The organism is Frateuria sp. sgz306004, assembly GCF_057750885.1.
Genome location: NZ_JBYLFE010000007.1, coordinates 157,624 through 178,444 on the forward strand (window position 1 = coordinate 157,624; position 20,821 = coordinate 178,444).

Sequence of the window (20,821 nt, forward strand, 5' to 3'; positions counted from 1 at the left end):
CGCCGCTCGCCTGCCCTGCTTGAATGGTGCGCCGACTGGCGCACCGCCTGACTGATCCGGAGTTCAACATGAACGTGCTTCACCCCGTCATTGCCGAAGTCACCGAGCGTCTGCGCGAACGCAGCCGCGAATCGCGCGCGGCGTACCTGCGTCGCATCGAAGGGGCGCAAGGCAACGGCATGCATCGCGAGCGCCTTTCCTGCGGCAACCTCGCGCACGGCTTCGCGGCTTGCGGCACCACCGACAAAGAACGTCTGCGCGAAGGCCACACGCCCAACCTGGCCATCATCAACGCCTATAACGACATGCTCTCGGCGCACCAGCCGTACGAGCGTTACCCGGAGCTGATCCGCGAGGTGGCGCGCGCTGCCGGCATCACCGCGCAGATGGCGGGTGGCGTGCCGGCCATGTGCGACGGCATCACGCAGGGCCGTGCGGGCATGGAGTTGTCGCTGTTCTCGCGCGACCTCATCGCGATGGCGACGGCCGTGTCGCTTTCGCACGACATGTTCGATGGCGTGATGTACCTGGGCATCTGCGACAAGATCGTGCCGGGCCTGCTGATCGGCGCGCTGAGCTTTGGGCACCTGCCGGGCATCTTCGTGCCCAGCGGCCCGATGCCCAGCGGCATCAGCAACGAGCAGAAGTCCAAGGTGCGCCAGGCGTATGCCGAGGGCAAGGCCACCAAGCTCGAACTGCTGGAGGCCGAAGCGGCCTCGTATCACGCGCCGGGCACCTGCACCTTCTACGGCACCGCCAACTCCAACCAGATGTTGATGGAGATCATGGGCCTGCACTTGCCCGGCTCCAGCTTCGTGGCGCCGGATACGCCACTGCGCGACGCGCTGACGCGCGAGGCGGTGCACCGCGTGGCCGAGCTGAGCGCGCCGGGTTCGGCGCACCTGCCGGTGGGCCACATCATCGATGAGCGCGCCATCGTCAACGGCGTCATTGGCCTGCATGCGACGGGCGGCTCCACCAATCACCTGCTGCATCTGGTGGCGATCGCGCGCGCGGCCGGCATCGAGCTGCGCTGGGACGATTTCGACGCGCTGTCGTCGGTGGTGCCGCTGCTGGCGCGCGTGTATCCCAATGGCTATGCCGACGTGAACCAGTTCCACGAAGCGGGCGGCATGGGCTTCCTGATCGATCAGCTGCTCAGCCAGGGCCTGCTGCATGGCGACGTGCGCACCGTGTTCGGCACGGGCATGGACGGTTACGCGCAGGTGCCGGAGTTGGATGCGCATGGCCAGCTGGTGTGGAAACCGGTATCCAAGGAAAGCGGCAACCGCGGTGTGCTGCGCGCCGCGTCCGAACCGTTCCGCGCCGATGGCGGCTTGCGCATGCTCAGCGGCAACCTGGGCCGCGCGGTGATCAAGGTGTCTTCCGTGCCGGATGACCGCCTGGTGATCGAAGCGCCTGCCATCGTGTTCCACGACCAGGACGATGTGCGCAAGGCCTTCGAACGCGGCGAACTCAACCGCGACTTCGTGGCGGTGGTGCGTTTCCAGGGCCCGCAGGCCATCGGTATGCCGGAGCTGCACAAGCTCACGCCGACCTTGTCGGTGCTGCAGGATCGCGGCCATCGCATTGCGCTGCTCACCGACGGACGCATGTCCGGCGCCTCCGGCCGCGTGCCGGCGGCGATCCACGTGACCCCGGAAGCGCAGGCCAACGGTGCCATCGCGCGCATCCGCGACGGCGACATCGTGCGCCTGGATGCCGAGCACGGAAAGCTCGATGTGCTGGTCGACGCTGCCGAGTTTGCCGCGCGCGTGCCGGCCACGGCCGATCTGTCCGCGCACCAGTTCGGCATGGGTCGCGAGTTGTTCGTGCTGTTCCGCCAGAACGCCGTCGCCGCCGATCTCGGCGCTGGCGTGTTCTGAACACGTCGCGCCCTCACCTCACACGATTTCACGGAACGCCATGAGCATCGAACAGAAGCAACAGCAGATCGCCGCCACCCTGCGCCTGGCGCCGGTGGTGCCGGTGGTGATCATCGACGACGCCCGCGCCGCGGTACCGATGGCGCGCGCCCTGGTGGCAGGCGGCATTCCCGCCATCGAAGTCACACTGCGCACGCCCGCCGCGCTGGATGCGATCAAGGCCATCGCCGAGGAAGTGGAAGGCGCCGTGGTTGGCGTGGGCACCGTGCTCAGCGCCAAGGACCTGCGCGCCGCGCATAAGGCCGGTGCGCGCTTTGCCGTGTCGCCTGGTGTATCGCCCGGCTTGCTCGACGTGGCCGACGACAGCGAGCTTGCGCTGTTGCCGGGCGTGGCGACGGCGGGCGAGGCCATGACCTTGCTTGAGCGCGGCTATCGCCATCTCAAGTTCTTCCCGGCGGTGCCTGCCGGCGGACACAAGTTGCTGGGCGCATGGGCCAGCCCCTTGCCGCAGATCACCTTCTGCCCCACCGGCGGCATCACCCTGGCCAGCGCACCGGAGTTTCTCGCGCTGCCCAACGTCGTGTGCGTGGGTGGCTCCTGGCTGACGCCGGCGGACAAGCTGCGTAGTGGCGACTGGGCCGGTATCGAGCAGTTGGCACGCGAAGCGGCGTTGCTCAAGGGTTGATAGTCGTGCGAGCGATGCGGCGCGCATGTGCCGCATCGCAGTCAGGTTTTCTTTAATGAGCTGAATGGACTGACGTGAGTCAGGCCGTACGCGGTCTGGGCAGCCATGCTCTGGTTCCCCCGGTGCGTCGCGGCTGCGCGGAGCGTCCGCAGGATGCTGCGTTGCACGATGACGCGGTAATTTCTCTCGATCATGCTGCCGCGCCTACGCAGGAACGTATCCCTGTTTGGGCTGGCGCAAGCATGTGCGGCCTATGCACGGATGATCCTGCGCCCGGCGCGCAGGGGGCGCGCCATCCAAAAACAATATGGGGAGAAGCATGAGTTATCGCCGCCGTTTGCCGCAGGTGTCCACCGTGCACGTCCAGCGCTGGCAGCAGCGCCCATTGACCGTTGCCTGCACCGCCGCCTTGTTCGCCCTGATGGCTGCTAGCCCGTCCCACGCGCAGTCCGCGCCCGCGACGACCGCCCAGGATCAGCCAGCCCAGGCGCCGACCAAAGACAAGGCAGCCACGCCGGCCAAGCCGGCGGCGAAGACCGAGACCAAGTCCGAGAACAGCGCCAAGAATCTCGACGCCATCGTGGTCACCGGCATCGCCGGCAGCATCCAGAACTCGGTGAAGGCCAAGCAGAACTCGGACAACATCATCGAGGCGATTTCGGCCGAGGACATCGGCAAGCTGCCCGATGCGAGCATCGCCGAGAGCCTGGCGCGGCTTTCAGGCCTGGCCACGCAGCGCGTGGATGGTCGCGCCAACCAGATCTCCATTCGCGGCCTGTCGCCGGACTTTGCCGGCACCACGCTCAACGGCCGCGAGCAGGCCACCATCGGCGAGAACCGTGGCGTGGAGTACGACCAGTATCCCGCCGAATTGATCAGCGGCGCGGCGGTGTACAAAACGCCCGATGCCAGCCTGATCGGCCAAGGTCTTTCCGGCACGGTGGACTTGCACACGATCAAGCCGCTGGATCTGCCCGGCCGCGCGCTGGCCGCCAACTTGCGTGGCGAAACCACCAGCAACGGCAACCTCAAGGCAGGCGGTGACGTGGGCGACATGGGCCATCGCGCCAGCTTCTCCTACATCGATCAGTTCTTCGACCATACGCTGGGCGTGGCGGTGGGTTTCGCCCAACTCGATTCGCCCATCCAGGAAAAGCAGTACCAGGCTTGGTGGTGGAGCGTGGACAACGGCTCGGCGGGCATCGAGCAGAACTGGGGTGGCCCACATACGCCTGGCCTGCCCGACAACGTGCTTTCGCAGGAAGGCATGCAGTTGCGCGCGCAGTCGGAGAACCAGTTGCGCAACGGCTTGATGGCGGTGATCGAGTGGGCGCCGAACGACGTCTATCACTCCACGCTGGACATGTACTACTCGACCTTCAACGAAAAGAAGTACACCAACGGTGTGCAGTGGTCGAGCAGCCCGTACAACACCAACGGTGTGCCTACCTATAGCAATGTGGGCCTCACGCCGGCGTTTCCCTATCCCATCGTCACTTCGAGTTCGATGACCAACATCGCACCCATCCTGCAGAACGAGTACACCAAGGAAAAGGACAAGCTGTTCTCCGCCGGTTGGAACAACCAGCTGGATTTCGGCAACGGCTGGCAGGCCACGGCCGATCTCTCCTATTCCACCGCACGTAAGCGCCTGCATGACGCCTACTTGTTCAGCGGCCTCGCCAATGGCCCCACCACCAGCGTGGATTTCAATACGCCCACGGGCGACGGCTACCCGGATTTCCGCCCGGCGGTGGATCTGTCCAACCCGGCCAATGTCGTGTTCACCGACCCGGACAACTACGGCTACAACGGCCGAGAAGAGTGGGACAGCCAGAAGGACACCATCAAGGCGGTGCGCTTGCAGGTGAGCCATCCGGTGGGCTGGATCTTCTCCACGGTCGACGTGGGCATGAATTATTCGGAGCGCAAGAAAACCAAGCAGGCCGACGTGTACTTCGCCTGGCTCAACGGCAATGGCAGCGGCACGCCCGATAGCCCGTATTTGCCGGGTTTCAGCGCGCCGATCGGCGGTGGCTTTCTCTACGGCCCTACCTCGCTGAGCTACGGCGGCATTCCCGGCATCGTGAACTACAACGTGCTCAGTGCGCTGGCGAACCAGTTCTACATCACCCCCGAAAATGGCCAGGGTGACTGGAGTCGCAACTACTCTATCGAGGAGAAGGTGCCGGTCGGCTACGTCAAGTTCAACATCGACACCATGCTGGGCGACGTGCCGCTGCGCGGCAACATGGGCGTGCAGTTCGTGCACACCGACCAGTCGTCCACCGCGTTCCAGACCAACGGCAACACGCTGGTGGGCACCCTCACCGGTGGCGCCGTGTACAACAACGTGCTGCCCAGCCTGAACCTGGTGGCGCAGATCGCCGACGGACAATACCTGCGCTTTGGCCTGGCCAAGACCATGGCGCGCGGGCGTATCGACGACGAGAAGGTCGCCTCCAGCGCCTACGTGGCGCGCGTCACCGATGGTCCGGCGGCCGGTCAGGTGCTGTGGACGGGCAGCGGCGGCAACCCGCAGCTCAAGCCGTACATCGCGGTGGGCACCGATATCTCGTGGGAGAAGTATTTCGGCAAGGCCAGCTATGTAGCTGTCGCGGTGTTCAACAAGAACCTGCTCAACTACATCTACAACAAGACCGTGCTGGACTTTAACTTTACCAAGGCCGGTTACATCAACAACACGCCGACGCTGGTGCCCACCAGCGACATCGGCTCGTTCACCCGGCCGGAGAACGGCACGGGCGGCAAGATGCAGGGCCTGGAGTTGTCCGGTGCGTTCGAAGGCGCGCTGCTCACGCCGGTGCTGGATGGCTTTGGCATGCAGGCGAACTTCTCGCTCACCAATAGCGATATCCCGGTGAGTTCGGTGTCGTCCATTCCGGGCGCGCCGGCCACGCTGCCTGGCCTCTCGCGCAAGGTGGCGAACCTGGCGTTCTACTACGAGAAGTACGGCTGGTCGGTGCGCATTGCCGAGCGCTATCGCTCCTCGTTCACCGGCGAGGCGGTGGCGCTGTTCGATCAACTCGGCTACACCACCATCCTGGCTGACAAGCAGACCGACTTCCAGGCCGGTTACGCGTTCAGCGAGGGCCGCTGGAACGGCCTGTCGGTGTTGTTGCAGGTGAACAACCTCACCAATTCGCCGGCCAAGACGCGCCAGATCTCCGGCCTGCCCAACAACGTGCAGGTGTCGCGTCCGCTGGAATACGACACGTGGGGCCGCACGGTGATGTTCGGCATCAACTACAAGTTGTAAAAATCAGCCGGGGCGTCCACGAGGGCGACCCCGGCGCTGACGCCGCCCTAACGGCGCGCAGTGTTGAATGCGCGGACCACATGGAGGGACGCACATGAACAAGCGCATCGGCAATATCTCGACCACCTGCGTAGCCATCGCGCTCAGCCTCGCCTGTAGCACCGGTGGCGCGCAGGATCTGGGCAAACTGGGCAGCGTGATTCCGGGCGGCGGCTCGATGACCTCGGGCAGCATGGGTAATGTCGCCGGCCTGCTCGAATTCTGCGTAAAGAACAACTACCTCGGCGGCGATTCCGGCGCGGCGGGCATCAAGGACCAGTTGATGGGCAAGCTCGGTGGCGGCTCCAGTGCCTCCACCAGCAACGCCAGCACGGGTTCCAGCGCCAGCGATATGTTGGGCCAGCTCACCGGCAGCAAGAAGAAATCCAGCAGCGACAGCATGGCGAGCATGGCCAGTAGCGGTGGCACCAATGACCCGGGCTACCTCAGCGGCGTCAAGGGCATCCTGCAGGGCAACAGCGGCCAGAGCGTGGATCTCAACAGCGTCGGCGGCGGTTCCAGCGACATGAAGTCCAAGCTCACCAAGAAGGTGTGCGACACCGTGCTCAAGCAGGGCAAGTCGTTCCTGTAACGACCTGCCCCAGCGGCTCAGCGCCGGCCGCGCAGCCGGCGCTCGTCGCGCACCACGTACACGCCGGCCGCCAGCACCATCAAGGCCAGCAGGTACCAAGTGATCAGGTAGCTCAGGTGATTGTTGGGAAAGTTGATCACGGTGAGCCCGCCTTGCGGCCACGCCGGCTTACCCGCGTCGAGCGTGCCGGGTGCGGCATCTTCGTCGACAAAGTACGGAGCGACGTTCGCCAGCCCTCGCGTCTGCGCGATGGCGCCGACGTCACGCGTGTACCAGCTGTCGCGAGCCGGGTTGTTGCTGCGGAACATCACCGGCGGCTCGCTCAGGCGCAGCAGCCCGGTCACGGTGACCTCGCCCACCGGCGCGGTGGGGCAGGCGTTTTTCAGGCCGCACCAGTCGGTGGGCACGAAGCCGCGATTGACCAGCACGATGCTGCCGTCGTCCAGCTGCAAGGGCAGCATCAGCCAGTAGCCGCTGCCGAACTCGGTGGCGGCCCAGATCAGGGTGCGTCGGTCGCTCAGATAATGGCCTTGCAGGCGCACATGGCGGTACTCGGCGGTCTGCGCGTTCACCTCGGGCCATTGCGCTGTACCGGGCGCCGCGGAGGGCGGCGCGTGCACGCGAGCCTCCACGCGGGCGATCAGGTCGCGCTTCCAGGCCAGGCGATACACCTGCCAGGTGCCCAGGGCGATGAAACCGGCAAACAGCACCAGGCCCAACAGGGCAAGGAGGCTCAAGGCAACGGGGCCGCGCGGCTGGCGACCTGCTTCTTCGGTGGAACTCATGGACGACTCGCGATGTGGGAGTAGCGGTCCGCTGCCTGCGCAAAGGATGGTCTGATTAAACGACATTTTGCTCGTCATTCCTGCGAACCCCAAAAAGGGGGCGAGAGCAGGAATCCAGTGCCTCTATCTTCAAGCATTTACAGGCTATGGATCCCAGCTCTTGCCCCCTTTTTGGGGTTCGCTGGGATGACGATCAAAATCAGAGCATCCCTAAGGCAGGTTGGCGGGGTTCAGCATCGGCATCATGTTGTTGTTGAGGTGGTACATGATCCAGATGGAACCGCTCAGCGTGATGACGACCAGCACGATGGTAAACACCAGGGCCAACATGTTCCAGCCGCCCTCGGATTTCGCATTCATGTGGAGGAAGTAGATCATGTGCACCACGATCTGCACCGCCGCCAGCGCCAGGATCACCACCGCCGCCGTGCTGGACTTGGCGATCACATGGTTCATCACCAGCCAGAACGGGATCACCGTAAGCACCACCGACAGCACGAAGCCGGTCATGTAGCCACCAAACGTGGCGTGGATGCCCAGGTCGTCGTGATCGTGTTCGTGGTGGCCGCCGTGCGAGGTGTCGTCATGCGCGCTCATGGCAGCACTCCCATCAGATAGACGAAGCTGAAGACGCCCACCCACACTACGTCGAGGAAGTGCCAGAACATCGACAGGCACAGCAGGCGGCGCTTGTTCGCGGTGATCAGCCCCTTCTTCGCCACCTGCACCATCAGCACGATCAGCCACAGGATGCCGCAGGTGACGTGCAGCCCGTGCGTGCCCACCAGGGTGAAGAACGAGGAAAGGAACGCACTGCGTTGCGGCCCCGCGCCGATGGCGATGAGGTGCGCGAACTCGCGCAGCTCCAGCGTGATGAAGCCCGCGCCAAGCAAACCCGTGATGCCCAGCCACAGCATCATGCTGCTCTGCCGGTTGCGTTGCATCTGCAGCACGGCAAAGCCATAGGTGATGGAGGACAACAGCAGCAGTGCCGTATTCAACGCCACTGCCGGCAGCTCCAGTACCTCCGCTGCGCTGGGGCCGCCGGCGTATTCGCGCCCCAGTACGCCGTAGGTGGCGAACAGGCAGGCGAAGATGAGGCAATCGCTCATCAGGTACACCCAGAAGCCCAGCAGCGTGCCGTTGGGCACGTGGCTCTCGGTGGTCTCGTAGAAGCGCAGCGGTTGCTTGGGCGCGCCGCTGGCCGGGAAGGGCGTGGTTAGCTCAGACATGGCGGGCCAGCAGCTCCGTTCGGGTTGCCTCGACGCGGCGCACATCGTCCGCGGTCAGGTAGTAGTCGCGGTGATAGTTGAAGGTGTGTGCGATCGCCACGATCAGAAGTGCCGCAAAGGACACGGCCGCCAGCAGCCACATGTACCAGATCATGGCAAAGCCAAAGATGAAACTGAGCCCGGCCAGGATAATGCCGGCGCCGGTGTTGAGCGGCATGTGGATGGGGATGAAGCCATCGAGCGGGCGCCGGTAGCCGTACTTCTTCATCATCCACCAGGCATCGTGATCGTGCACCAGCGGGGTGAAGGCGAAGTTGTACTTGGGCGGCGGCGAGGAGGTGGACCATTCCAGCGTGCGACCATTCCACGGATCGCCGGTGACGTCGCGCAGCGCCTCGCGGCGGCGGAAGCTCACTACGAATTGGATGATCATGCTGGCGATGCCGAGCAGGATCAGGAACGCACCGATGGCCGCCAGCACGAACCACACCTGCAGGGAGGGGTCGGTGAAGTGGCTGAGGCGGCGCGTCACGCCCATCAGGCCCAGCACGTACAGCGGCATGAAGGCGAAATAGAAGCCCACCACCCAGAACCAGAACGCGCATTTGCCCCAGAACGGATCGAGCTTGAAGCCGAAAGCCTTGGGGAACCAGTAGGTGATGCCGGCGAACAGGCCGAACACCACGCCGCCGATGATCACGTTATGGAAGTGCGCGATCAGGAACAGGCTGTTGTGCAGCGAGAAGTCCGCCGGCGGCACGGCCAGCAGCACACCGGTCATGCCTCCGATGACGAAGGTGACCATAAAGGCGATCACCCACATCATCGGCACTTCGAACTCCACGCGGCCGCGATACATGGTGAACAGCCAGTTGAAGATCTTAGCCCCGGTGGGAATGGAGATGATCATGGTGGTGATGCCGAAGAACGAGTTGACGCTGGCACCCGAGCCCATGGTGAAAAAGTGGTGCAGCCACACCAGGTAGGACAGCACCGTGATCACCACCGTCGCGTACACCATCGAGGTGTAACCAAACAGCGGCTTGCGGCTGAAAGTGGCGGTGACCTCGGAGAAGATGCCGAACACCGGCAGCACCAGGATGTACACCTCCGGATGTCCCCAGATCCAGATCAGGTTGACGTACATCATGGCGTTGCCGCCGAGCTCCGTCGTGAAGAAGTTGGTGCCCGCGTAGCGATCCAGCGCCAGCAGTGCGAGCACCGCCGTGAGCACCGGGAAGGCCGCCACGATCAGCACGTTGGTGCACAGCGCCGTCCAGGTGAACACCGGCATCTTCATCAGGGTCATGCCGGGCGCGCGCATCTTCACGATGGTCACCAGCAGATTGATGCCTGATAACAAGGTGCCCACGCCGGCGATCTGCAACGCCCATATGTAGTAGTCCACGCCCGCATCGGGACTGGAGGCGATATCGGACAGCGGCGGATACGCCAGCCAGCCGGTGCGGGCGAATTCGCCGATGAACAGCGAGGCCATCACCAGCAGCGCGCCGGCCACGGTCATCCAGAAGCTGAAGTTGTTGAGAAAGGGAAACGCCACGTCGCGCGCGCCGATCTGCAGCGGCATCACGAAGTTCATCAACCCCGTCACCATCGGCATGGCGACGAAGAAGATCATGATCACGCCATGCGCGGTGAATATCTGGTCGTAGTGTTCCGGCGGCAGATAGCCCATGTTGTCGCCGAAGGCGATCGCCTGTTGCGCGCGCATCATGATCGCGTCGGCGAAGCCGCGCAGCAGCATCACAAAGCCGAGGATCATGTACATGATGCCTATGCGCTTGTGGTCGATGCTGGTGAACCACTCGCGCCACAGGTAGCCCCACAGCTTGAAGTAGGTGAGCGCACCCACCAGCACCAGGCCGCCGAGGGCGACCACGGCGAAGGTGCCCAGCACGATGGGCACGTGCAGTGGCAGCGACTCCAGGGTGAGGCGACCGAAGATCAGCTTGGTGAGGTCGGGATGGGCAAGCATCGTGGACACCGTCAGTCGCTGGAGTCAGTTCGAGGGAGCGGGATGGGCGTGCATGTCGGGCATGCCGGCGCTCCCCAGGGTGCTGGCGCCCTCGCCTTCGGCCTTGGGCGCGTGCATCTCCATGCGGCTCATGCACGAGGGGCTTTCGGGCTGGACGCAATGGGTAAGGATGGCCTGGTACAGGCCCGGCGCCACCGAGGCATAGAAGGTGATGGGTACGTTTTCGCTGGGCTCGGCCAGCTTGGCGTACGCCTCGCGGCTGAGGTCGCTGCCGTTCGCTTTGGCTTGCGCCACCCATCGCGCAAAGCCATCTTCGCTCACGCCATGGAACACGAAGTGCATGCCGGAGAAGCCCTCGCCACTGTAGTTGGCGGAGAAGCCCTGGTATTCGCCGGGCTGGTTGATCACCGCCTGCAGCGTGGTTTCCATGTTGGGCATGGCGTAGATCTGCCCGGCCAGCGCGGGGATGAAGAACGAGTTCATCACCGTGGTCGCCGTGATCTTGAACTGGATCGGGCGATCCACCGGCGCGGCCAGTTCGTTCACGGTGGCAATGCCTTGCTCGGGGTATATGAAGAGCCACTTCCAGTCGAGCGCCACCACGTTCACCACCAGTGGACGCGCATCGGCGGGAAGCGCACGCTGGGCGTCCAGGCGCTCCAGCGGTCGATAAGGATCGAGCTTGTGCGTGCTGACCCAGGTGATCGCGCCCAGCGCAATGATGATCAACAGCGGCGCGGACCAGATCAGCAGTTCAAGGATGGTGGAGTGATCCCAGTCGGGATCGTAGGTGGCCTTCTTGTTGGAGGCGCGGAAATGCCAGGCGAACCACAGCGTCAACACGATCACTGGAACGATGATGAGAAGCATCAACACCGTGGACGTCAGGATCAGGTTGCGCTGCTGTACGGCGAGGTCACCCGAGGGCGACATCAACACGGACTGGCAGCCGGCCAGCGGCAGGGTGGCCAATAACAGCGGTGCACGGAAAGCCTTCATGGACATAACCGATGGCGCGACCGAAGTTCTGTTGGTGGAAAACGGTACGCCAATCGGCGCGAAACAGGAACAGGTGTAGCATTCCCATCACGCGGTAGGCGTGGCGATGTCGATCACTGGCCGGGTCATCCTCCCTCTTTCCGAGTAACGACTATGTCAAGCACGTTCCCTGAGCACGGCGCGGCAGGCACTTCGGTCGAGGACATCGGGCGCCTGCAGGCGCACGCCAAGGTCGCGCCGGGCGAGATCGCGGTTGGCGTGATCATCGGCCGCACGTCCGAGCACTTCGACTTTTTCGTCTTCGGCATTTCCTGCGTGCTGGTGTTTCCATCGCTGTTGTTCCCCGACGCCAGTCGGCTGGACGGCATGCTGTATGCCTTCACGATCTTTTCACTGGCTTTCATCGCGCGACCGTTCGGCACCGCGTTGTTCATGAGCTTCCAGCGGCGCTGGAGTCGTGGCATCAAGCTCACCATTGCCCTGTTCCTGCTCGGCAGTGCGACGGCAGGCATGGCCTTTCTGCCTAGTTACCGCGTGATCGGCACCTGGTCGATCGCCTTGCTGGTGTTGTTCCGCATCCTGCAGGGCATTGCCCTGGGCGGCTCATGGGATGGCCTGCCCTCCTTGCTGGCGCTCAACACGCCACCCGCGCGGCGCGGCTGGTACGCCATGCTAGGCCAGCTCAGCGCACCCATCGGCTTCATGGTGGCCGGTGCCCTGTTTCTGTTCCTGCACACCAGCCTCAGCGAGGAAGATTTCATCGACTGGGGTTGGCGCTATCCGTTCTTCGTCGCCTTTGCCATCAACGTGGTGGCTCTATTTGCGCGCCTGCGCCTGGTGGTGACCGAGGAATACACGGTGGCGATGGAAGAGCGCGAGCTGGAGCCCATCGGCATCGTCGAGTTGCTGCGCACACAGGGCTACAACATCTTCATCGGTGCGTTCGCGGCGCTGGCCAGCTATGCGCTGTTCCATCTGGTGACGATCTTCCCGCTGTCATGGATCGTGCTGGGTTCCACCCAGTCGGTGGGCGCGGTGCTGGTGGCGGAACTGATCGGCGCGGTGGCCTGCATCCTGGGCATGATCGTGTCGGGTCTGCTGGCCGATCGTTTCGGTCGTCGCACCACCCTGGGTACCATGGCGGCGTTGATCGCCATCTTCGCGCTGATCACGCCGTGGCTGCTGGGCGGCGGCAAGCTGGGGCAGGACGCCTTCATCATCCTGGGCTTCGGCGGCCTGGGTCTGTCCTACGGACAGGCGGCGGGCAGCGTCACGTCCAATTTCGATATCCGCCTGCGCTACGCCGGTGCGGCGCTCACCACCGATTTCGCCTGGCTGATTGGCGCGGCTTTTGCGCCGCTGGTGGCGCTTGGTCTGTCGGTGCGCTTCGGGCTGGTGGCGGTCAGCGTGTACCTGTTGTCCGGCGTGGCGTGCACGTTGCTGGCCTTGCGCGTCAATCGCGCCCTGGCGGAGCGAGAGTAGTCACCGCGTGCCGTCGATGCCCTGGGTAACCAGGCGGTAGCCGTCACGTCCGTTTTCCTTGGCCTGGTAGAGCGCTTCGTCGGCACGCTGCAGCAGTGTGTCGGCGTCGGACACGTCGCGGCATAGCGCCAGGCCCATGCTCAGGGTGACCCGTAAGGGGACGGTGCCGAGCATGACGGGCACGCGCATGGCGTCGACGATTTTGTCGGCCAGTGCTTCGGCGGTATCGGCATCTTCAATGTCGTGGCAGAGAATGACGAATTCGTCACCGCCCAGTCGCGCCAGCAAGTCGGTCTTGCGCACGCTGGCCTTGAGTCGCGCGGCTACTTCGCGCAATGCGGTGTCGCCGGAGGCGTGGCCATAGGTATCGTTGATCTGCTTGAAGTGATCCACGTCGATCATCATGGCTAGCAACGTGGTGTGCGTGGCGCCGGCGTGGCGCACGGCCTCGTTGATGCCTTCGTGGAACGATAGGCGGTTGGCGATGCCGGTAAGTGTGTCGTGGTGTGCCAAGAAGGCAAGCTGTTGCTCGGCTTGCTTGATCTCGGTGATGTCCGTGGTGAGTGTGTAGAAACCTTCGTGCTCACCGCGCACGCCAGTCACCGGCAGGTAAGTGGCCTGGAAATAGCGTCGCCGGCCGTTGGTATCGGTCTGGTATTCGAAGGTGTCGGCTTCGCCCGCCAGAGCGCGTTCTACGTGTGGTTGGAGCAGCGGGAACAACGTGGGGCCGCGCACCTCCTCGATCGTGCGGCCAAGGATGGCACCGGCATCCACGCCCACCACGTTGCTCGCGTAGGCATTGATGAAGGTGTAACGCTGCTGCGCGTCCACCTGCGCAATCACCGCAGGCACGTTGTCAGTGATGGTGCGCAGGCGCTGCTCGCTCTCGGCGAGCGCCTGCTCGGCGAGCATGGCCTCGGTGATGTCACGGCCTGTGTAGATCAGTTCCGACTCGCCGGGGTGGTCAGGGCTGGGCGCCACGCGCGCTAGGGCTTCTATCCATACATACTCGCCGTCCCTGCGTCGCACCCGGTACTGGGTGAGCGCGGGCTTTCCGTTTTGCCACAGGGCTTCGGCAGCTTGCGTCACGCGTTCGCGGTCGTCCGGGTGGATCAGCTCGCGGCCCTGTGCGATGTATTCGGACACGTCCCAGCCCAGCATGTCTTTTACCGAGGGCGATACGTAGCGACGCGTACCGTCGCGGGCCACGCGCATGATGAGGTCGGTGGCGTAGTCGGCCAGCAGGCGGTAGCGGTTTTCGCTCTCCTCCAGTTGCTGCAGCAGCAGGCGGCGATCGGCCATGGCCAGCGCCACCGGCAGCGCCACGAGGCACAGCGCGCCGAGAAACAATTGGGCCATCAGGGCCCAGGTGCGCGTGTCGTGCCCTACCAACAGGTTGAAAGGTCCCCAGCCGCGTGCGGTCGCCAGGTTGGTCAGCGTTGTGACTAGGCCGATGCCGATCACCAGTCCGGGAAACCGGTGCTGGTAGACCACATAGAGCAACGGCGGCAAGACCAGGAATGTCAGGGGATAGTTCGACTGAGTAAATACCCAGGCGGTCACCAGCGCGAGCAGGGTCACATCCACCAACAGGCGGAGGCGGCGACCAGGGTCACCCAGCATGCGATGCCGTTGCCGCAGCACTACCAGGGTGAGCGTCGCCACCACCACCATGCCCAGCAGGTGACCGCGGAACCAGGTGTCCACCGCGCCCCAGTACGGCAGGCCGTTTGCAGCGTTGTCCACCGCTGCGCCGAGCAAGGCGCAGGCGGCGCAGCCGATCACGGCGGCGATGAAACCTACCCGGCCGAGCTGTCGGTAATGCAATAAATGCGGCGCCTCGGCCAAGTTGGGAAACCAGCGCCTTACGATGGCGACCACCACCAGGATGTCCAGCATGTCGGCCACGCTGAAGGCGAGCGCCATCGGCAGGTGATTTCCGGGAGCACCCTCATAGGTGATGGCTTCGCCAGCGACGTAGGCCAGGAAGGCTGCGAGGAACAGCGCGAGCCAATCGCGCGAGCGCGCCATCAGGGTCACCCCGACCACAATGCCGCCGGGAATCCAGATCGGCACCACGCCGCCAAAGTGCAGGCCGAGCGACAGTGAGAACACCACGGTCAAGAGCACCACCACGAACAGGCCGCCCATGCTCGCCAGCAGCGATAGCGACTCGCGAACTCTCGCTTCCTGTTCGTACATGCCTCGTTCCTGGGGTGGCCCGCAGGCACACGCCTGCCTCGCCATCTTTAGGCGGAGGCATGTCAAAGAGGTGTCGTCGGGCGAAATGTTCAAGAGCCTGTTCACGATCTCCGCGTGGCCCGTGCCGGGATCGGTTTGCAGGCAGATCAAGGAAGAACGAGGGCGTGTACGTCCGTACACAACCGAGTGGTGACGACGAGCTGGGTGCAAAAAGGGCGCAGCTCAGCGCTCGGCAGGCGACAAGCCGTCGATCTTCGCCACCAGTGTCGCGTGCGCGCGAAGGTCTACGGGGTGGTGCACCACCTGCGTGCTGGCTGGATGGCGCGGCAAGGCGTTGCCGCCTCGCCAGTCGTGCGCCGGGCGCACCGGGCGCGGCGCGAAGCCGCCGCCGCAGTTGGGGCAGACATTGGCCAACAAGTCCACGCAGTCGCGGCAGAACGTGCACTCGAAAGAGCAGATCATCGCTTCGCCCGAGGCGGGCGGCAGGGCCTTGTCACAGTGTTCGCAGGTGGGGCGCAGTTCCAGCATGGTTTCGGCCTCGTGGGGTGCGTGATGATCGCATGGCATGTGCGCGTTCATGGCGACGCGGGCAGCACCAAACGGTAGCGACGCTTGATTGATTCGTCGGCGCCCAGGCGGCGATAGAAGCGCGCGGCACCCTCGTTCCAGTTCGGGGTTTGCCATTCGACGATGGCGCAACCCAGCGCTGGCGCGGCGTCGATGACGGTGCGCCACAGTTGATGACCGATGGCTCGCTTGCGCCAGGCGGCGCGCACGTAGAGGCAGTCCATATGCAGGAAGAACGCACCATGGAGCGTGGAGTAGTCGCGGGTGACGCTGGCATAGCCCACGGCATCGTTGCCCACCCAGGCGAGCCATGCGCGCAGCGTGGGCGATTCGCCCGCAAGCGCCGCCGCCAGTGCGGCGGCTTCCGCGCGGTGCACCAGTTGTTCGTAGGCGGCGTGTTCGGCGCCCAGCGCATGCAGTACGGCGACATCGGCGGTGCCTGCGCGTCGGATCGTCACTGCCGGGTCATGCGCATTCGGGGCCGGTGCATCAAGGCTGGGCAAGCGCAAAACCCTCGTCGAGCCAGCCGGTGATGCCGCCGATCATCTCCTTCACCGGGCGCCCGAGCTGAGCGAGTTTCAGCGCGGCCTTGTTGGCGCCGTTGCAGTGCGGGCCCGCGCAATAGACCACGAACAAGGTGTCGGTCGGAAAATCCGCAAGGCGTTGTTCGCTGATGGTGCGCGTGGGCATGTTTTGCGCGCCCGGCACGTGCCCTTCGGCGTAGTGCGCGGGAGTGCGTACATCCAGCAGCACGAAATCCGCGGTTTCGTGCTGGGTCGCGTAGTGCACGTCGGCGCAGTCGGTTTCGAAACCCAGGCGGGCCTGGAAGTGCGCCAGCGCCTGGGCGCTGGCCGCGGCGGGAAAACGTTGCACCACACTGCTCATGATCGGCTCCGCGTTGAAGACGGGAGCCAGTATCGGCACTGGCACGCCGGGCCGACATTGGCAAGAATGACAAGCATCATGAATAAATCGCCAAAACGCATCCACCGCCGTTCAGGGCCGGCCAACCGCGACGTGATCGCGTTGGTGTACGACGGGCTGTGCACCTTTGAGTTCGGCATTGCAGTGGAAATGTTCGGCTTGGCGCGGCCGGAGCTACCCGAGTGGTACCGCTTTGGCCTCTGTGCAGTGGACGACGGCCCGATGCGCGCGGCAGGCGGCATGCTGGTGCAGGCCGAGGGCGGCCTGGAGCGGTTGGCGCAGGCGGGCACGGTGATCGTGCCCGGCTGGCGCGGCGTGGATACCGAGCCACCGCAGGCACTGTTGGCCGCGCTCCGCGAAGCCCATGCACGCGGTGCACGTTTGATCTCCTATTGCTCGGGCGTGTTCGTGTTGGCGGCCACTGGCCTGTTGGATGGTTGTCGCGCCACCACGCACTGGCGTTACGCCCAGGCCTTGGCCGAGCGCTACCCCGCCATCCGGATCGAGCCGGACGTGCTCTACGTGGACGAGGGGCGCTTGTTGACCTCGGCCGGTAGCGCGGCGGCGCTGGACCTTTCCCTGCACGTGATTCGCCGCGACTTTGGTCCGGAGGCGGCCAACAGCGTGGCACGCCGCGCGGTGGTGCCCGCGCATCGCGATGGCGGGCAGGCGCAGTTCATCCAGTCGCCCCTGCCGCCGCAGGGCGCCACCCTTGGCAAGCTGCTGGATTGGATGCGTCGCCATATGGACCAGCCACTGGCGCTGCGGGAGCTGGCGGATCGCGCGCGCATGAGCGAGCGCACCTTGCTGCGTCGCTTCGAGGAGGCCACCGGATGCTCGCCCAAGCAATGGCTCACGCGCGAGCGCCTGGGTCGCGCGCGCGAGCTGCTGGAGGGCAGCGAGCTGGACATGGAGCGCGTGGCGCAGTTGTGCGGCTTCGGCAGTGCGGATACGTTGCGCCACCACTTCCGCCATCATCTGAAGCTCAGCCCGGCGCGCTATCGCGAACGCTTTGCGCACCAGGGTTAACGCCCGTGTCGTACCCGCGCGGCACGATGGCGGCGGCTCGATCTTTCCCAAGGACCCTCCATGATCTATGTGTTGATGAGCGTTGCCTGCAGCGTGTTGGTTTCCGTGCTGCTCAAGCTGGCGCGCCGCCTGGAGGTGGATATCGGCCAGGCCATCGCATGGAATTACGTGGTGACCAGCGCGATGACCGCGTGGGTATTCCACCCAAGCCTGGCGGTGTTGCGCAGCGCGCAGGCGCCGTGGCTGGGCTTCGTGGGCCTGGGCGTGTTGCTGCCGTTGATCTTCCTGGCCCTGGCGGCGTCGGTGCGCAGCGTCGGCATCGTGCGCACCGACGCTGCGCAGCGGCTCTCGCTGTTGATCTCGCTTCTTGCAGCGTTCCTGTGGTTCGGCGAAAGTCTGAATGCGCAAAAGGGTGCCGGCCTCGCCCTGGGCCTGTCGGCGCTGCTGTGCATGGTGTGGCGGGTGGAGCCGCGCGGCGTGGACGCCGGGCCGCGCGCCTGGCTGTGGCCGCTGCTGGTGTTCGGCGGTTTCGGCGCTATCGACATCCTGTTCAAGCGCGTGGCGCAGGCCGGCACGCCCTTCGCGGCTTCTCTGCAGGCGATGTTCGCGTTGGCCCTGCTGGTGTCGGTGGCGTTGCTGTTGTGGCGTCGCTGGCATGACCGCACCTTCTTTACCCTGCGCGATGCGGTAGCCGGTCTGCTGATCGGACTGGCCAACTTCGGCAACATCGTGTTCTACGTGCGCGGCCACCAGGCGCTGCCCGATCATCCGTCGCTGGTCTTCGCCAGCATGAACCTGGGCGTGGTGGCGTTGGGCGCGCTGGTGGGCACGCTGGCCTTCCGTGAGCGGCTCAGCCGCCTGAATGCGCTGGGCTTGGTACTGGCGGTGGCGGCCATCGGCCTGATCGCCTGGGGGCAGGCGTGACTTCTGGCGTATGTAAAGCCATGGAAGCTGCTGCCTAAGCTGGCGTCTTCGCGCCCCGCGCTTCCCCAGAGGTTTTCGTCCATGCGTAAGCTCCCCCTCGCCGTCGCGCTTGCCTCGCTACTGCTCGGCCCGGCCGTCCACGCGGCCGACAAGGACACCAAGGCATCCAAGCCCGAAGACAAGCCCGATGCGGCCTTGCTGCAGCCGCAGGCGTCCGAATCCTCCGGTTCGGTGAAGGTGGAAGGCAAAAGCATCGACTACAAAGCGGTGGCGGGTACCCTGGTATTGCACGGCACCGGCGACAAGGAGGCCGAGTCGCAGGTAAGCATGTTCTACACCGCGTACTTCAAGAAGGGCGTGGAAGCCGGCAAGCGGCCCATTACCTTCATCTACAACGGCGGCCCGGGTTCGGCCACGGTGTGGCTGCACATGGGCGCATTCGGGCCCAAGCGCGTGGTGACCAGCGACGACTCGCACACGCCCGCGGCGCCGTACGGGCTGATCAACAACGACTACAGCCTGCTCGATGCCTCGGACCTGGTATTCATCGATGCGCCAGGCGCCGGCTTCAGCCGCCTGCTCGCCGACGATGCCGACAAGGGCAAGCGCGACGATCAGATGAAGGAGCGCAAAAAGCAGTACTACAGCGTGGATGGCGACGGCCACGCGTTCGCGCAGTTCATCACCCAGTTCCTCTCCAAGTACAACCGTTGGAATTCGCCCAAGTACCTGTTCGGCGAGAGCTACGGCACTACGCGTTCGGCGGTGGTATCGAACATTCTGACCAACGAGGACAGCGTCGACCTCAACGGTGTGATCCTGCTCTCGCAGATTCTCAATTTCGACACGAGCATCGACGGCGCAGGCAACAACCCGGGCGTGGACCTGCCCTACGTGGTGGGCCTGCCGACCTTTGCCGCCACCGCGTTCTACCACCACAAGCTGCCGCAGCAGCCGGCGGCGCTGGAGCCGTTTCTGCACGAGGTGGAACAGTACGCACTCACCGATTACGCCTCGGCGTTGATGGCCGGTGCGCGACTGGACAACGCGCGCAAGCAAGCCGTCGCCGAAAAGCTGCACCAGTACACCGGCCTGCCGGTGGCCTACCTGCTCAAGGCCAATCTGCGCGTGGACGGCGGCATGTTCGAGCACGAACTGCAGGCCGATGGCGATATCACCACGGGCCGACTCGATTCGCGCTTCTCCGGCCCGTCGCTGGACCCGCTGAGCAAGAGCGCGGACTACGATCCGCAGTCCTCCGCCATCAGCTCTGCCTACGTGGCGGCCTTCAACGACTATGTGCGCCGCCAGCTCAAGTTCGGTGAGGGCCGCACCTATCGTCTGTTCGCCGACATCGATCACTGGGATTTCGCGCACAAGGCACCCGGCGCAACCGAGGCTCTGCAACAGTCAACCAACGTGATGCCTGACCTGGCCACGGCGATGAAGACCAACCCGAACATGCGCGTGTCGCTGCATGGCGGTTATTACGATCTGGCCACGCCCTACTTCGCCGCTGATTACGAAATGCACCACATGCCGATTCCGGCAAACCTGCAACAGAACATCTCCTACGCGTGGTATCCGTCGGGACACATGGTGTATGCGCACGAAGCGTCGTTGAAGGCATTGCACGACAACGTGGCGCGCTTCATCGAGGATACCGACAACGTCGGCAAGCACTGAGTGATGGCGTAGGCGCGGGCATGCCCGCGCCTTCACGCTCGCGTGGCTGAGGCGGCGTTACGCTCCGGCTCCCTCCAGCGGAGCGCGCCCATGAGTACTGAAAGTATCGCCAAGCGCCTGGTGGCCATGTGTCGCCACGGTCGTTTCGAAGAAGCCCAGCACGAGCTGTACGCGCGCGACGCGATAAGCGTCGAGCCGGCGGCCATGGCCAACGGTCCCCTCGGCAACGTGAGTGGGCTGGAGGCCATCCTGGAAAAGGGCAAGCGCTTCCAGGCCGGCGTGGCGGAGCTGCACGGTGTGGAGGTGAGCGATCCGCTCGTGGCTGGCAATTGGTTTAGCGTGGTGATGAGCCTGGACGTGACCATGAAAGAGCACGGTCGCGTCCTCATGAGCGAGGTCTGCGTGTACCACGTGAAGGACGACAAGATCGTGCTGGAGCAGTTCTTCTACGACGCAGGCTGAGCTGCCCCGGCCTTTACGCAGGCAACAAAAAGCCCCGCTTTCGCGGGGCTC

18 protein-coding genes are annotated in these 20,821 nt (G+C 64.6%); 9 read left to right on the forward strand and 9 right to left on the reverse strand.

Going from position 1 to position 20,821, the window contains the following annotated elements:
• Positions 1-68 precede the first annotated feature (68 nt).
• The 4 genes from edd to AC3G2C_RS15925 all read left to right on the forward strand — a co-directional run bounded on the left by edd (position 69) and on the right by AC3G2C_RS15925 (position 6,482).
• The gene (edd, locus tag AC3G2C_RS15910; protein ID WP_488385609.1) at positions 69-1,886 is read left to right on the forward strand and encodes a phosphogluconate dehydratase; all 1,818 of its coding nucleotides are present in this window, start codon (positions 69-71) and stop codon (positions 1,884-1,886) included.
• A 40-nt stretch (positions 1,887-1,926) separates the two neighbouring features.
• Entirely contained in the window at positions 1,927-2,571 is a 645-nt protein-coding gene (gene eda, locus AC3G2C_RS15915; protein WP_488385610.1) for a bifunctional 4-hydroxy-2-oxoglutarate aldolase/2-dehydro-3-deoxy-phosphogluconate aldolase, read from the forward strand.
• Between the two features lie 319 nt (positions 2,572-2,890).
• Complete coding sequence (locus AC3G2C_RS15920; protein WP_488385611.1) at positions 2,891-5,851, forward strand: TonB-dependent receptor; 2,961 nt, start codon at positions 2,891-2,893, stop codon at positions 5,849-5,851.
• Between the two features lie 94 nt (positions 5,852-5,945).
• Positions 5,946-6,482, forward strand: coding sequence for a DUF2501 domain-containing protein (locus AC3G2C_RS15925; protein WP_488385612.1), 537 nt, complete (start codon positions 5,946-5,948; stop codon positions 6,480-6,482).
• 17 nt (positions 6,483-6,499) lie between these two features.
• Here AC3G2C_RS15925 and AC3G2C_RS15930 read toward each other — a convergent pair whose 3' ends face one another.
• From AC3G2C_RS15930 to cyoA, 5 genes are all read right to left on the reverse strand, one after another.
• Entirely contained in the window at positions 6,500-7,267 is a 768-nt protein-coding gene (locus AC3G2C_RS15930; protein WP_488385613.1) for an SURF1 family protein, read from the reverse strand.
• A gap of 210 nt (positions 7,268-7,477) precedes the next feature.
• The gene (gene cyoD, locus AC3G2C_RS15935; protein ID WP_488385614.1) at positions 7,478-7,864 is read right to left on the reverse strand and encodes a cytochrome o ubiquinol oxidase subunit IV; all 387 of its coding nucleotides are present in this window, start codon (positions 7,862-7,864) and stop codon (positions 7,478-7,480) included.
• Positions 7,861-8,499 carry a cytochrome o ubiquinol oxidase subunit III gene (cyoC, locus tag AC3G2C_RS15940; RefSeq protein ID WP_488385615.1) on the reverse strand — a complete coding sequence of 213 codons (639 nt, stop codon included), beginning with the start codon at positions 8,497-8,499 and terminating at the stop codon, positions 7,861-7,863. The genes cyoD and cyoC overlap by 4 nt, the downstream gene beginning before the upstream one ends.
• A complete protein-coding gene (cyoB, locus tag AC3G2C_RS15945; protein ID WP_488385743.1) occupies positions 8,492-10,465 on the reverse strand; it encodes a cytochrome o ubiquinol oxidase subunit I in 1,974 nt (657 codons plus the stop codon). The genes cyoC and cyoB overlap by 8 nt, the downstream gene beginning before the upstream one ends.
• Positions 10,466-10,519: 54 nt before the next feature.
• Positions 10,520-11,494, reverse strand: a complete 975-nt coding sequence (gene cyoA, locus AC3G2C_RS15950; protein WP_488385616.1) for a ubiquinol oxidase subunit II — start codon at positions 11,492-11,494, stop codon at positions 10,520-10,522.
• Positions 11,495-11,647: 153 nt separating this feature from the next.
• On the opposite strand from cyoA, the gene AC3G2C_RS15955 reads away from it, so the two are divergent.
• Positions 11,648-12,976 carry an MFS transporter gene (locus AC3G2C_RS15955; protein ID WP_488385617.1) on the forward strand — a complete coding sequence of 443 codons (1,329 nt, stop codon included), beginning with the start codon at positions 11,648-11,650 and terminating at the stop codon, positions 12,974-12,976.
• Here the strand turns inward: AC3G2C_RS15955 and AC3G2C_RS15960 are convergent, their stop codons facing one another.
• The 4 genes from AC3G2C_RS15960 to AC3G2C_RS15975 form a co-directional block, all read right to left on the reverse strand.
• Positions 12,977-15,178, reverse strand: a complete 2,202-nt coding sequence (locus AC3G2C_RS15960; protein WP_488385618.1) for a diguanylate cyclase domain-containing protein — start codon at positions 15,176-15,178, stop codon at positions 12,977-12,979. It lies immediately after the preceding gene.
• Positions 15,179-15,400: 222 nt separating this feature from the next.
• Positions 15,401-15,745: a DUF1272 domain-containing protein gene (locus AC3G2C_RS15965; RefSeq protein WP_488385619.1), complete on the reverse strand. Its 345-nt coding sequence runs from the start codon at positions 15,743-15,745 to the stop codon at positions 15,401-15,403.
• An 8-nt stretch (positions 15,746-15,753) separates the two neighbouring features.
• Complete coding sequence (locus tag AC3G2C_RS15970; RefSeq protein ID WP_488385620.1) at positions 15,754-16,203, reverse strand: GNAT family N-acetyltransferase; 450 nt, start codon at positions 16,201-16,203, stop codon at positions 15,754-15,756.
• A gap of 31 nt (positions 16,204-16,234) precedes the next feature.
• Positions 16,235-16,630, reverse strand: a complete 396-nt coding sequence (locus tag AC3G2C_RS15975) for a rhodanese-like domain-containing protein (RefSeq protein ID WP_488385621.1) — start codon at positions 16,628-16,630, stop codon at positions 16,235-16,237.
• A gap of 78 nt (positions 16,631-16,708) precedes the next feature.
• Here AC3G2C_RS15975 and ftrA point away from each other — a divergent pair, with 78 nt between their 5' ends.
• From ftrA to AC3G2C_RS15995, 4 genes are all read left to right on the forward strand, one after another.
• Complete coding sequence (gene ftrA / locus AC3G2C_RS15980; RefSeq protein WP_488385622.1) at positions 16,709-17,698, forward strand: transcriptional regulator FtrA; 990 nt, start codon at positions 16,709-16,711, stop codon at positions 17,696-17,698.
• A gap of 60 nt (positions 17,699-17,758) precedes the next feature.
• A complete protein-coding gene (locus tag AC3G2C_RS15985; RefSeq protein ID WP_488385623.1) occupies positions 17,759-18,622 on the forward strand; it encodes an EamA/RhaT family transporter in 864 nt (287 codons plus the stop codon).
• 81 nt (positions 18,623-18,703) lie between these two features.
• The gene (locus AC3G2C_RS15990) at positions 18,704-20,308 is read left to right on the forward strand and encodes a S10 family peptidase (RefSeq protein ID WP_488385624.1); all 1,605 of its coding nucleotides are present in this window, start codon (positions 18,704-18,706) and stop codon (positions 20,306-20,308) included.
• A gap of 90 nt (positions 20,309-20,398) precedes the next feature.
• Positions 20,399-20,770, forward strand: coding sequence for a SnoaL-like domain-containing protein (locus AC3G2C_RS15995; RefSeq protein WP_488385625.1), 372 nt, complete (start codon positions 20,399-20,401; stop codon positions 20,768-20,770).
• Positions 20,771-20,821: the final 51 nt, after the last annotated feature.

Coding starts and splice junctions, on each gene's coding strand:
- AC3G2C_RS15975 (WP_488385621.1), bottom strand. CDS start 16,630: ATGAGCAGTGTGGTGCAACGTTTTCCCGCCGCGGCCAGCGCCCAGGCG.
- AC3G2C_RS15995 (WP_488385625.1), top strand. CDS start 20,399: ATGAGTACTGAAAGTATCGCCAAGCGCCTGGTGGCCATGTGTCGCCAC.
- AC3G2C_RS15990 (WP_488385624.1), top strand. CDS start 18,704: ATGCGTAAGCTCCCCCTCGCCGTCGCGCTTGCCTCGCTACTGCTCGGC.
- cyoD (WP_488385614.1), bottom strand. CDS start 7,864: ATGAGCGCGCATGACGACACCTCGCACGGCGGCCACCACGAACACGAT.
- edd (WP_488385609.1), top strand. CDS start 69: ATGAACGTGCTTCACCCCGTCATTGCCGAAGTCACCGAGCGTCTGCGC.
- cyoC (WP_488385615.1), bottom strand. CDS start 8,499: ATGTCTGAGCTAACCACGCCCTTCCCGGCCAGCGGCGCGCCCAAGCAA.
- AC3G2C_RS15925 (WP_488385612.1), top strand. CDS start 5,946: ATGAACAAGCGCATCGGCAATATCTCGACCACCTGCGTAGCCATCGCG.
- AC3G2C_RS15985 (WP_488385623.1), top strand. CDS start 17,759: ATGATCTATGTGTTGATGAGCGTTGCCTGCAGCGTGTTGGTTTCCGTG.
- AC3G2C_RS15955 (WP_488385617.1), top strand. CDS start 11,648: ATGTCAAGCACGTTCCCTGAGCACGGCGCGGCAGGCACTTCGGTCGAG.
- AC3G2C_RS15920 (WP_488385611.1), top strand. CDS start 2,891: ATGAGTTATCGCCGCCGTTTGCCGCAGGTGTCCACCGTGCACGTCCAG.
- AC3G2C_RS15965 (WP_488385619.1), bottom strand. CDS start 15,745: ATGCCATGCGATCATCACGCACCCCACGAGGCCGAAACCATGCTGGAA.
- ftrA (WP_488385622.1), top strand. CDS start 16,709: ATGAATAAATCGCCAAAACGCATCCACCGCCGTTCAGGGCCGGCCAAC.
- AC3G2C_RS15930 (WP_488385613.1), bottom strand. CDS start 7,267: ATGAGTTCCACCGAAGAAGCAGGTCGCCAGCCGCGCGGCCCCGTTGCC.
- AC3G2C_RS15960 (WP_488385618.1), bottom strand. CDS start 15,178: ATGTACGAACAGGAAGCGAGAGTTCGCGAGTCGCTATCGCTGCTGGCG.
- cyoA (WP_488385616.1), bottom strand. CDS start 11,494: ATGAAGGCTTTCCGTGCACCGCTGTTATTGGCCACCCTGCCGCTGGCC.
- eda (WP_488385610.1), top strand. CDS start 1,927: ATGAGCATCGAACAGAAGCAACAGCAGATCGCCGCCACCCTGCGCCTG.